Annotated in this window: 10 protein-coding genes; 2 read left to right on the top strand and 8 right to left on the bottom strand. The window is 61.0% G+C overall.

From position 1 onward, the window contains the following. Positions 1 to 18 precede the first annotated feature (18 nt). Genes glcF through AC0J41_RS15660 form a run of 5 tightly spaced genes read right to left on the bottom strand, consistent with a single transcriptional unit; the run spans position 19 to position 6,189 of the window. On the bottom strand, positions 19 to 1,239 hold the full coding sequence (gene glcF, locus AC0J41_RS15680) for a glycolate oxidase subunit GlcF (RefSeq protein ID WP_473012962.1): 1,221 nt from the start codon (positions 1,237 to 1,239) through the stop codon (positions 19 to 21). Positions 1,240 to 1,241: 2 nt separating this feature from the next. After that, the gene (gene glcE, locus AC0J41_RS15675; RefSeq protein WP_473012961.1) at positions 1,242 to 2,291 is read right to left on the bottom strand and encodes a glycolate oxidase subunit GlcE; all 1,050 of its coding nucleotides are present in this window, start codon (positions 2,289 to 2,291) and stop codon (positions 1,242 to 1,244) included. Next, on the bottom strand, positions 2,291 to 3,790 hold the full coding sequence (gene glcD, locus AC0J41_RS15670; RefSeq protein WP_473012960.1) for a glycolate oxidase subunit GlcD: 1,500 nt from the start codon (positions 3,788 to 3,790) through the stop codon (positions 2,291 to 2,293). The genes glcE and glcD overlap by 1 nt, the downstream gene beginning before the upstream one ends. After that, positions 3,787 to 4,713 carry an alpha/beta fold hydrolase gene (locus AC0J41_RS15665; RefSeq protein WP_025111246.1) on the bottom strand — a complete coding sequence of 309 codons (927 nt, stop codon included), beginning with the start codon at positions 4,711 to 4,713 and terminating at the stop codon, positions 3,787 to 3,789. Before AC0J41_RS15665 ends, glcD begins: the two co-directional genes overlap by 4 nt. A gap of 21 nt (positions 4,714 to 4,734) precedes the next feature. Beyond that, a complete protein-coding gene (locus AC0J41_RS15660; RefSeq protein ID WP_473012959.1) occupies positions 4,735 to 6,189 on the bottom strand; it encodes a flavin-containing monooxygenase in 1,455 nt (484 codons plus the stop codon). Between the two features lie 1,129 nt (positions 6,190 to 7,318). On the opposite strand from AC0J41_RS15660, the gene AC0J41_RS15655 reads away from it, so the two are divergent. Continuing rightward, complete coding sequence (locus AC0J41_RS15655) at positions 7,319 to 8,392, top strand: diguanylate cyclase (RefSeq protein ID WP_473012958.1); 1,074 nt, start codon at positions 7,319 to 7,321, stop codon at positions 8,390 to 8,392. A gap of 210 nt (positions 8,393 to 8,602) precedes the next feature. Continuing rightward, on the top strand, positions 8,603 to 9,838 hold the full coding sequence (locus AC0J41_RS15650) for a M20/M25/M40 family metallo-hydrolase (RefSeq protein WP_473012957.1): 1,236 nt from the start codon (positions 8,603 to 8,605) through the stop codon (positions 9,836 to 9,838). A gap of 199 nt (positions 9,839 to 10,037) precedes the next feature. Here the strand turns inward: AC0J41_RS15650 and AC0J41_RS15645 are convergent, their stop codons facing one another. From AC0J41_RS15645 to AC0J41_RS15635, 3 genes are read right to left on the bottom strand one after another with little or no spacing between them, the layout of a single operon-like run. Beyond that, the gene (locus tag AC0J41_RS15645; protein ID WP_473012956.1) at positions 10,038 to 10,214 is read right to left on the bottom strand and encodes a hypothetical protein; all 177 of its coding nucleotides are present in this window, start codon (positions 10,212 to 10,214) and stop codon (positions 10,038 to 10,040) included. Then, positions 10,211 to 10,891 (bottom strand): transposase, encoded by a 681-nt coding sequence (locus tag AC0J41_RS15640; RefSeq protein ID WP_473012955.1) that lies wholly within the window; start codon positions 10,889 to 10,891, stop codon positions 10,211 to 10,213. Before AC0J41_RS15640 ends, AC0J41_RS15645 begins: the two co-directional genes overlap by 4 nt. Further along, on the bottom strand, positions 10,888 to 11,661 hold the full coding sequence (locus tag AC0J41_RS15635; protein WP_473012954.1) for a hypothetical protein: 774 nt from the start codon (positions 11,659 to 11,661) through the stop codon (positions 10,888 to 10,890). Before AC0J41_RS15635 ends, AC0J41_RS15640 begins: the two co-directional genes overlap by 4 nt. Between the last annotated feature and the right edge of the window lie 74 nt (positions 11,662 to 11,735).

The raw sequence follows: 11,735 nt of genomic DNA, 5'->3' as shown, positions 1-11,735 counted from the left end.
CGAAGAATCCTACGGACTTCATTCTGCCAACGACTGATCCACCAGTTCTATCCAGTGCGAAACCTGCGTGCGGCCGGCGCCGGCCAGATGATGCTGGCAACCGACGTTGGCGGTGACGATCAGGTCCGGGCGCCCGCTCTCCAAGGCATTGAGGCGGTTGTCGCGCAGTTGCCGGGCGAGGGTTGGTTGCGTCAGTGAATAGGTGCCGGCAGAACCGCAACACAGTTGCCCGTCCGGCACCGGCGTGAGATTAAATCCGAGGCGGGTCAGCAGCGCTTCCACCGCGCCGCCGAGTTTCAGCGCATGTTGCAGGGTACAGGGGCAGTGCACGGCGATCCGCCGTTGGCTGGCGGCACACACTTTCTCCAGTGGTTCGTGCGCGAGGATTTGCACCAGATCCAGCGTCCGTTCACTGATCTGCCGCGCCTTGTCGGCGTAGCGCGGGTCCTGCGCCAGCAAGTGCCCGTAGTCCTTGATGAACGCGCCGCAACCGCTGGCCGTCTGCACGATCGCTTCGGCGCCGTTTTCCAGGTGTGGCCACCAGGCGTCGATGTTCTGCCGGGCGCGGTCGAGGCCCTTGGCCTGGGCGTCGAGGTGATAGTCCAGCGCACCACAGCAACCGGCCTCGGCCACTGGAGTGACGCTGATCCCCAGCCGATCGAGCACCCGCGCCGTCGCGTCGTTGGTATTCGGCGACAGGCCCGGTTGCACGCAGCCTTCGAGCAGCAACACCCGGCGCGTATGGCGCGGAGCAGGGCGTGTGCCGGACACTGGCGCGCGTTGCGGCAATTTGCTTTCGAAGCTTCGCGGTAGCAGCGGCCGAAACGTTGTGCCGACCCGCAGCAATCCCTTGAACACCCCGGGGTTCGGCGCCAGTGCGCGCAAGCCCTCGCGCAACAAACGCTGGGCAGCGGGGCGCGGCACGGCCCGGTCGACCACCGCCCGGCCAATGTCGAGCAGGTTGTGATAGTCGACGCCGGAAGGGCAGGTGGTTTCGCAATTGCGGCAGGACAGGCAGCGATCCAGATGCAGTTGAGTCTGCTCGGTGGCCGGGGCGCCTTCGAGCACTTGCTTGATCAGGTAGATGCGCCCGCGCGGCCCGTCGAGTTCATCACCGAGCAATTGATACGTCGGGCAGGTCGCGTTGCAAAACCCGCAATGCACGCAGGTGCGCAGAATCTTTTCCGCCTCGGCAGCACGCGGCAGTTGTCGGGCTTGTTCGCTGAGGGTGGTCTGCATGGCTAGAACTCCGCGTACATCCGGCCGGGGTTGAACAGCCCTTGCGGGTCGAGTTGCGCCTTGAGCTGGCGGTGATAGCGCAGCAATGCCGGGGCCAGCGGCTGGAACGGTGTGTCGCTGGCGCCATGGGTGAAGCAGGTGGCGTGGCCGCCGAGTTCCTGGGCGAGGATCTGAATGTGTTCGTGCTCGGATTTCAGCCAGCGTTGCGCGCCGGCCCAGTCGATCAACTGCTGGCCGGGCAAGTCCTGCGGCCCGAGATCGTTCGGCAGCGACAGGCGCCACAGCGGCAGGCCCTCGTCAAAAAATGCCAGGCGTTGTTCGTTCAAATCACGCCAGAACACCGAGTCCAGCGGCTCGCCGCCAAGGCGTTGATGGGCGGCGGTCACCGAACCTTCGCCACCCTCCAGGCGCAGATACAGGCTTTGCCCGTCATGACAGGCGCCGCTGATCGGCAAGGGTTGCTGGCCCCATTCGGCCAGTTTGGCCAGCGCCCGGGCGCAATCGAGGTCGAGGCGGATGCTCAGGCACTGACGCGGTTTTGGCAGGACTTTCAGCGAGACTTCGGTGAGCACGCCGAGGCAACCGAAACTGCCGGTCAGCAGGCGCGAGAGGTCATAGCCGGCGACGTTTTTCATCACTTCGCCGCCGAACCGCAGGTGCTCGCCGAGGCCGGTGATCACCCGGGTGCCGAGGACAAAATCGCGCACCGAGCCGGACCATGGCCGTCGCGGCCCGGACAGTCCGGTGGCGATCATCCCGCCGACCGTGGCGCTGTCGCCGAAGGCCGGCGGCTCGCACGGCAGCATCTGCCCGGCCGCGTCGAGCGCCTCCAGCAACTCGCGCAACGGCGTACCGGCGCGCACGCTGACCACCAGTTCTGTCGGTTCATAGCGCACGATGCCGCGGTGCACACGGGTGTCGAGCACTTCACCGGCCACCTCGCGGCCAAGAAACGCCTTGCTGTTGCCGCCCTGGATTTTCAGCGGCGTAGCGTTGGCCCGGGCCTCGTTGACCTGATCGAGCAGGGCGTTGCTGGCGTCGACGTCAGCCATCAGAAACGCTCCAGCTCAGGGAACGGCAGTTGCCCGGCATGAATGTGCATCGCGCCAAATTCCGCGCAGCGATGCAGGGTCGGGATGTTCTTGCCGGGATTGAGCAGGCCTTGCGGGTCGAACGCGGCTTTTACCGCGTGGAACAGGGTCAATTCAGCGCTGTTGAATTGCGCGCACATCTGATTGATTTTCTCGCGGCCGACCCCGTGTTCGCCGGTGATGCTGCCGCCAACCTGCACGCACAGTTCCAGAATCTTGCCACCCAACGCTTCCGCGCGATGCAGTTCGCCGGGCTGGTTGGCGTCGAATAGAATCAGCGGGTGCATGTTGCCGTCGCCGGCATGAAACACGTTGGCGACGCGCAAGCCGTATTCGGCGCCGAGGCGGGCAATGACTTGCAGTACACCGGGCAACTCGCGGCGCGGAATGGTGCCGTCCATGCAGTAGTAGTCGGGTGACAAGCGGCCGATGGCTGGAAAGGCGTTTTTGCGCCCGGCCCAGAAACGTACGCGCTCGGCCTCGTCGCGGGCCTGCCGCACCTCGCTGGCGCCGGCCTGGGTCATGACCTCGCGAACTCGCAGGCAATCGTCGTGGACGTCCGCTTCGACGCCATCGAGTTCGCACAGCAGGATCGCCTCGGCATCGACCGGATAACCGGCGTGAATGAAATCTTCGGCGGCGCGGATCGCCAAGTTGTCCATCATCTCGAGGCCGCCGGGGATGATGCCCGCCGCGATGATGTCGGCCACGGCGCGGCCAGCCTTTTCCACCGAGTCGAAACTGGCCAGCAAGACCTTGGCGACTTGCGGTTTTGGCAGCAGTTTGACCGTGACTTCGGTGATGATCCCCAACAGACCTTCGGAGCCGGTGAACAGCGCGAGCAAATCGAAACCCGGCGCATCGAGGGCGTCGCTGCCCAGGGTCAGGCGTTCGCCTTCGATGGTCAGCACTTCGATCTTCAGCAGGTTGTGCACGGTCAGGCCGTACTTGAGGCAATGCACGCCACCGGCGTTTTCCGCGACGTTGCCGCCGATCGAGCAAGCGATTTGCGATGACGGGTCCGGCGCGTAATACAGGCCGAACGGTGCCGCGGCCTGGGAAATCGCCAGGTTGCGCACTCCGGGTTGAACCCGCGCGGTGCGGGCTGCCGCGTCGATGTGGAGGATGTTGTTGAACCGCGCCATCACCAGCAACAGACCTTTTTCCAGTGGCAGCGCACCGCCCGACAACCCGGTGCCGGCACCACGGGCAACCACCGGCACATTGCGTTGATGGCAGAGCTTGAGCAGGGTCTGCACCTGGTCGAGTCGCCGGGGCAGGGCGACCAGCATTGGCGTGGTGCGATAGGCCGACAGACCGTCGCACTCGTAAGGCTTGAGTTCGTCTTCGCGCCAGAGAATGTCGAGGTCGGGCACGGCGTGCTGCAAGGCCTTGAGCAATTGCGCTTTGTCGACCTCGGGGAGCGGCCCGTCGAGGCGCTCGTCATAAAGAATGTTCATCGCTGGTTGCCCAGAAACTCCCGATACAACCGCGCGGTGTTGGTCGGCTGCTCGACCATCGGCATGTGCCCGACGCCATCCCACACGTCGACCCGCAGATTGGCGATGCCCTTGCTCCAGATCGGTACGCTGCTGACGTCGATCAAGCGATCCTTGCGTCCCCACAACAGCAGCGCCGGGCATTTGATCTCGGCGAGTTTCGGCTCCATCGGCGGGCTGGCGCGAAAATCGCGGAAGATCTCTTCCAGTTCGTCGCGCTGACGCTCATAACGCTGGGCGATGGCGTCCAGAACCAGCCCGGGCACCCACGGTGGCGAGGCCATGGTCATGGCATAAAACTGGCGGAACTCTTCGCGGGAATTGATCAGGAACGGGTTATGCCCGCGGGCCAGGTGGCGCTCCATGTCGCTGGCCTGCGGTGCGGTCACGCCGGCCGGATCGATCAATGCCACCGAGGCAATCCGCTCCGGATAGGTCGCCGCCAGCCACGCTGCGATGTAGCCGCCCATCGAATTGCCGATCACGTGGACTTTCTCCACGCCGCAGACGTCGAGCAGCTGGATCATGCGCTTGGCCTGCAGCGGGATGTCGTAGCCGCCACCGGCCTTGAAGCCGGTTTCACCGTGGCCGGCCAGGTCCGGGATGATCACCCGGTACTGGCGGACAAAATGCCGGGCGAAGCGCAGCCACAGGTTCTTGTCGGCGCTGTAGCCATGCAGCATCAGGATCGCGCTGGCCGCTTCATAGGGGCCACCTTGCCACGTCGATACCGTCATTTCGGCGATCGGCACCTCGATTTTGTGCAGCTTATAGAGTTTGGCCTCGAGGGCCATGCTCAGGTCGTACAGCCAATGACCCACCGCCGGGTAACTCAACCAGCTCCAGGCCACGAAAACCGCGAGAGCGACAAACAGCAAAAGCATCGACGTCTTCCTTTTACGTGTTCAGGACAGAATGTGGTCAGCCGGTTTCAACGCCCGGGTCAACCGGTAGTAGCTGAAACTGAAGCCGGGAAAAATCGCGATCACATGACCGCTTTTGCTCTGATACCAACTGTGACAGCCGCCGGACTTCCATACCGTGCGCTCCATCTCACGGTGGATCATTGCAGTGTAGGTACGTTCCGCTTCGGGGCGTACTTCGATGCTGCGCAGGTTTTTGGCCTGCAGTGTGTGAATGCAGTCGAGGATGTAGTTCATCTGCGCCTCGATGATGAACAGCGCCGAGGTATGCCCGATGCCGGTGTTCGGTCCGGTGACGATGAACAGGTTGGGAAAGTCCGGCAGGCTGGTGCCCAGGTAGGCGCGCGGGTACTGCGCCCACACGTTCTTGAGCTGCACGCCGTGCTTGCCGGTCACCGGGTAGGAGACCACGCCGTCGGTGGCGTCGTAGCCGGTCGACCAGACAATCAGGTCAACCTCGATGTGTTGGCCGTCCGACGTGGTGATTCCGCTTTCATCGATGTCGGCGATGCCTTGCTCGCGGCTGTGCAGTGTGACATTGGGCCGGGTCAGCGCCGGGTAATAGGTGCTGGAAAGCAGGATGCGCTTGCAGCCGATGGTGAAGTCCGGGGTGAGTTTTTCGCGCAACAGCGGATCCGGCACCTGTTGCTTGAGAAAGCGCAGCGCCTGGCGCTGGACCATGTGAATCGCCGGCTTTGAATATTTGAAGGCGATCACCCGGGTTTCGAATTGCCAGTAGAGCAACCAGCGCAGCAGTTTGTGGGCCGGCTTCAAGCCCAGCAGCCAGCGCTGAAAACGTCCGAACGTACGATCGGGCCGAGGCAACACCCAATGCGGCGTACGCTGGAACACATGCAGATGTTCGACCTCGGGGGCAATCGCCGGAATCACCTGCGCAGCACTGGCGCCACTGCCGACGATGGCCACGCGTTTACCGCGGTAGTCGTAGCTGTGATCCCAGTTGTTGGTATGAAAAGTCTTGCCCTGAAAGCGATTCAGGCCAGGGAAGGGCGGTATTACCGGTTGGCTCAACGGCCCGCTGGCGTTGATCACGAATTGCGCGTGAAAGGTGCCCTTGGCGCTGGTGTACACGGCCCAGCGCTGTTGCACCTCGTCCCATTCGATACGCTCGACATTGGCCTGCAGTTCGACATGTTCGCGCAGGCCGAAGCGGTCGATGACGTGTTCGGTGTAGCGGTGCAGTTCGGCCTGCGCGGCGAACATCTGCGTCCAGCGGTATGGCGCGAAGGACAGCGAGTACAGCGGCGAGGGCACATCCACCGCAGCACCGGGGTAGGTGTTCTGGCACCAGGTGCCGCCGAAGAAGTCGCGTCTTTCCAGCAGGCGAAAATCGTCGATCCCGGCCTTGAGCAAATTGACCGCCGCACACTGGCCACCAAATCCGCTGCCGATGATCAACACTCGGTAGGTCTGCATGGGCTTCCTTCTTATAGTCGTTTTTCCGTTTTCATCCTTTCAGGTATAGCTAAATATTTGCATTGTGGGAGTGGGCTTGCTCACGAAAGCGGTGGGTCAGTCACCGATGATGTTGGCTGACCCACCGCCTTCGGGAGCAAGCCCCCTCCCACAGGAGTCTGTATTCCAGGCAGTTGCTGCACTTTGCTCCGAGGCACCAAGGCATACAGACGACCCCTGACACACCACAATCCCCATGTGGGAGTGGGCTTGCTCACGAAAGCGGCGGGCCATTCAACAATGATGCTGGCTGCCCCACCGCCTTCGGGAGCAAGCCCCCTCCCACAGGAGTCTGTATTCCAGGCAGTTGCTGCACTTTGCTCCGAGGCACCAAGACATACAGACGACCCCTGACACACCACAATCCCCATGTGGGAGTGGGCTTGCTCACGAAAGCGGCGGGCCATTCAACAATGATGCTGGCTGACCCACCGCCTTCGGGAGCAAGCCCCCTCCCACAGGGAACTGTATTCCAGGCAGTTGCTGCACTTTGCTCCGAGGCAGCGAAACACAGTCGCCCCTGACACACCACAATCCCCATGTGGGAGTGGGCTTGCTCACGAAAGCGGCGGGCCATTCACCGATGATGTTGGCTGCCCCACCGCCTTCGGGAGCAAGCCCCCTCCCACAGGAATCTGTATTCCAGGCAGTTGCTGCGCTTTGCTCCGAGGCAACGAAACACAGTCGCCCCTGACACACCACAAATCCCCTGTGGGAGTGGGCTTGCTCACGAAAGCGGCGGGCCATTCACCGATGATGTTGTCTGACCCACCGCCTTCGGGAGCAAGCCCCCTCCCACAGGAATCTGTATTCCAGGCAGTTGCTGCGCTTTGCTCCGAGGCAGCGAAACACAGTCGCCCCCTGACACACCACAATCCCCATGTGGGAGTGGGCTTGCTCACGAAAGCGGCGGGCCATTCACCGATGATGTTGTCTGACCCACCGCCTTCGGGAGCAAGCCCCCTCCCACAGTGCGATTTATCGGGGTTGCGGTGGCTGGCCGGTGATGGCTATTTAACGGCTGCCTGTTAGACTTCCAGCACACGCGTCTGACGGTGTGCGCAGGTTCCGTTGAGTGGTCGAGGCCCTTATGCGAAACAAGGGGGGAAAGGGACTTTCATTGGCCAGGAGGCTTTATACATCGCGAACCCTCGGGCTGGTGCTGGGGCTTTTGTGCGTGAGCGCGGCGATGTACCCGCTCGACCCGCCGCAGTGGGTTTGGGCACTGATGCTGTTCAATGGCCTGATCTGGCCGCACCTGGCGTTCCAATGGGCGCGTCGCTCCAGCGTTCCCTACCACGCCGAACACCGCAATCTGTTGGTCGACGCGTTTATGGGCGGCTTCTGGGTCGCCGCCATGCATTTCAATCCGCTGCCCAGTGCCACCACCATTTCGATGATGGCGATGAACAACGTCGCCATCGGCGGACTGCGTTTTCTCGCCGCAGGCCTGGCGGCGCAGATCCTCGGCATCGGCGTCGGCCTGGTGGTTTTCGCCCCGGCGTTCATCCCGCAAACCTCACCCTTGCAACTGTATGCGTGCCTGCCATTGCTGATGCTGTACCCGTTGGCGCTGGGCTGGATCTGCTTTCGCCAGGCCTACACGCTGGGGCTGCACAAGCGTGAATTGCTGGCCCTGAGCCGCACCGACAGCCTCACCGGGTTGCTCAATCATGGCGCCTGGAAAGATCAACTGGAAATCGAATTTCAACGCTGCCGCCGGCAGCATCAGGGCGCGGCGATTGCGTTGATCGACATCGATCATTTCAAGTCGATCAACGACACCTACGGTCACGTGGCAGGCGACATTGTGCTGCGACAGCTGAGCAAGATCCTCAAGCAGAACCTGCGCGCCGCCGACGTGGCCGGACGTTACGGCGGTGACGAATTCTGCGTGATCCTGCCGGACTTGCCGCTGTTCAATGCCGCGCAGGCCATGGAGGCCTTGCGCGAGCGTTTCGCCACGCTGGGTTACGAGCAGAATCCGGCACTCAAGGTCAGCCTGAGCATTGGTCTGGCGGCCTATGATCCGCTCCATGGCGATGCGACCCGGTGGCTCAACGATGCTGATCAGGCGTTGTACGAGGCCAAGGCCACCGGACGCAATCGGGTGATCTGCAACAGTGATAATCGGCCGAAGCGTGAATTGCTCGATTCGGTCTGACTGCCCACCACAATTCCCTTTGTAGGCGTGAGCCTGCTCGCGATTGCAATCTATCAGTAACCCGGGTGTTGACCGATATAACGCTATCGCGAGCAGGCTCACTCCTACAGGTGTTCGGTGTCCGCCGCAGAGATGTCGCATCCGGTATAGAGCCTTGCGTCGATGTCAGGTACGGTTTAATCCCCCCCGACGCGAAACAAGGATCGATTCATGACGTTCTCATTTTCCCGCTCCCTGCTGGCCGCCAGCCTCGGCCTGTCCCTCGCCTTCAGCGCTGCCAGCGCCCTCGCCGAACCGCACAAGCAAGTACTGGCCGACGCCGAACAGTATCAGCCCGAAGCCCTGAAGCTGCTGGAACGCTTGGTCAATATCGACTCCGGTTCCGGTTACGAACCCGGCCTGAAACAAGTCAGTGAGATCGCCATCGACGAGTTGAAAAAACTCGGCGCGACCATCGAGTTGGTGCCCAATACCCCGGAAAAATCCAACCACGTATTGGCCACCTTCAAGGGCACCGGCAAGGCGAAAATCCTCCTGATGGCGCACATGGACACGGTGTTCAAGGAAGGCTCCGCCGCCGAGCGCCCGTTCCGCATCAAGGACGGCCGCGCCTACGGGCCAGGGGTGATGGACGACAAGGGCGGCATCGTCGCCGGGATCTACGCGCTGAAGATTCTGAAAAACCTCGACTTCAAGGACTACGCGCAAATCACTTTCCTGCTCGACGCCAGCGAAGAAACCGGCTCGGACGTCGCCACCGACCTGATCAAGAAAACCGCCAAGGATCACGACGTGACCCTCAACCTTGAACCGGGTCGTCCGGCCGATGGCCTGGTGGTGTGGCGCAAGGGCAGCGCGACGGCGCTGGTCGAGGTCAAAGGTAAAGCGGCACATGCCGGAGTCGCGCCGGAACTGGGGCGTAACGCGGCGATGGAAGCTGCACACCAGATTCTGCAACTGGGCAAACTCGGCGATGAGGCGAAGAAAACCACGATCAATTTCACCGTGTTCCAGGCCGGTGATCGCACCAACGTGATTCCCGACCACGCCACGGCCAAGGCTGACGTGCGTGCGGCAGTGCCGGAAGAGTTCGACCGGATCGAGAAAGACCTCGCCCGCGTCTCGCAGGACAAGCTGATCGCGGAAACCGAAGTGACCACCAGCCTCAAACGCGGTTTGCCGCCGATGCCGCAGACGGCAGAGTCGGATCGCTTGATGGCAATGGCGCAGGGGATTTATGGCGAGATCGGCCGTAAGTTGACCGAGGAGGGCAGCGGTGGCGCGGCGGATGCCAGCCTGTCAGCCGGAGTCGGCACGCCGACGCTGGATGGGTTCGGAATTGTCGGCGGCAATATTCACACGCCGGAGGAATACGCCGAAGTGGCGAGCGTGGCGCCGCGGATTTATCTGTTGTCGAGAATGATCATGGAGCTGGCCAAGCGCTGACAGGCAGTGGAAACCCGTCCGGTCTGGCGATGTTGCGACTGCCGCCTTCGCGAGCAAGCCCGCTCCCACAGTGGATCTTCAGTGAACACAACAAACGTGTTCGACACAGTTCCAATGTAGGAGTGAGCCTGCTCGCGATGGCGTCAGTCCGGCCGACGCATCACTGTTTGACACTCATGGTGCGCCAGGCCGGCAACAATCAGGCGGGTTGCGCGTTGTTCCAGAATTGTTTGATTTCGTGAATGTTGCCCACGTTGTAACGCGGCATGAAGCTGGCGCACGGAGACGCAGCCGTGGTCTTCACGGGAGTGGTGATGACGTTGGTGCCAGCATGCAGCAGTGGGGTTTGGTTCCAGTTATCGAGTGGCTTGTTCATACAGATTTCCTTTCTGATTGAGTGGGCAGAGAAGTCTGCTCACGTTGTAGCCGGGACAGCAGGCTTTCAAACAGCGCTGTCTCCTGCCGGGCGATACCGGGATAAGTCGGTATCAGGTTGTCGTCGAAGCACCAGGCTTCTTCGGTTTTGTTCTCCTGCCGAGGATGAATAAGCAAGCTCAGCGAGGCGGACATCGTTTCAGGTGGAAGCTGCTTGTGTACTTCGCTTAGTGGAAGCATGTGCAGCACCTCACCCGGAATAAGTTTAAGGACTCGTTCTTCGCCAAACTTCGGTTTTACGCCTGCCTGAAGTGGCGTTTGCTGGAGAATCTCTCGCGAAACGGTGGTGTAACCGTCACCGCTGTATCCCACGCAATAGAGCTCGAAGTCATGACTGTGGTTGAGGTCGTAGATGAAGGTTTCCCGCTCATCCCGTGACGTGGCAGGCGACCAGAAACCCAGGCGCACGGTGAACAGATCGTTGGAGTGCAGAACAAATGCATAAGCGCCGTAGAGTCTGTTTTTGGTACTGAAACCGTCCTGCTGGATCGTCGTATAAAGGTAGTCACTCAACAACGTACGGTTGCTGGCCAGTTGACGCAGGTCGTCAATGATCTTCGCGCTGTCCAGCTGCAGATCGTAGGTCGCCATACGCTCGACAAAAGTATTCAGTTTCATGCGTCTTCACACTGGTCGAGTAAATGGTTCAGGCGGCTGTTTTGCAGGTTTCTCAACAGCGGTGCGCAATTCAACGCAGCCTGCGGATCGGTTCTGCTGATCACCTGAAAAGCCTTCCAGGCGACAGCGGGGTGGTAGTGATAAATCAATTCTTCAGCCACTTTGCAGGCGCCGGGGTCCTGGGCGGCTTCAAGCAGCTCAAGACTCGCCAGAAAGCGTGCAGCGCTGTCGTCATGCGGGAACCAGGCGATTTTGCGCAATGACGCGGGGTCAAACACACCGATGTCGGCAGTTTTTTCAGGCAGATTGATACTGCCAATGAAAGCCGGGTGCCCGTCGCCATTGGGGTTGCTGTCGAACAGGACCTTCGCGCCGTCCACGAACAGCGGATTATTGCCATCCACGATGACCCGCTCTGCAAGCGTCAGGCACTCACCTTCGAGCTGGTAAAGTTGAATGGGAAATGACTCCCCGTTGATTGCAAACAAAATGCTTTTGCCGGGGACGGAATAAAGTTGTTCCGGGGGCGTCGCCTTATCTGGAGTTTTCAGGCTGATGTTTCCATCGTTGTTGCAATATAAAGTCAGTGTTCCGGTGTGGATATTTGTCGCTTTCAGGATCGCAGCGCGATGAAGCGAGTCTTGAGTGTCGGCTGTTGGGTTGATTAACTGTTTTGCCAGATTATGTATTTCGGCCCCCATGTTTGTTGTCTTGATGCGGGCGATCAATTGTGCAGGCGCCAAGTCTGGGTTGAGCAGGTTTTTTATCATGGGGGATCACTTTTATAGGCTGTCAAATAAACTGCAGAGAGTTACTTGAGCAGGCGCAAACATCTGGCTTTTTG

The organism is Pseudomonas sp. Arb-4-2C (assembly GCF_055755015.1).
Note: the sequence above shows the minus strand (reverse complement) of the source record. Positions and strands in the feature narration are given on the sequence as shown.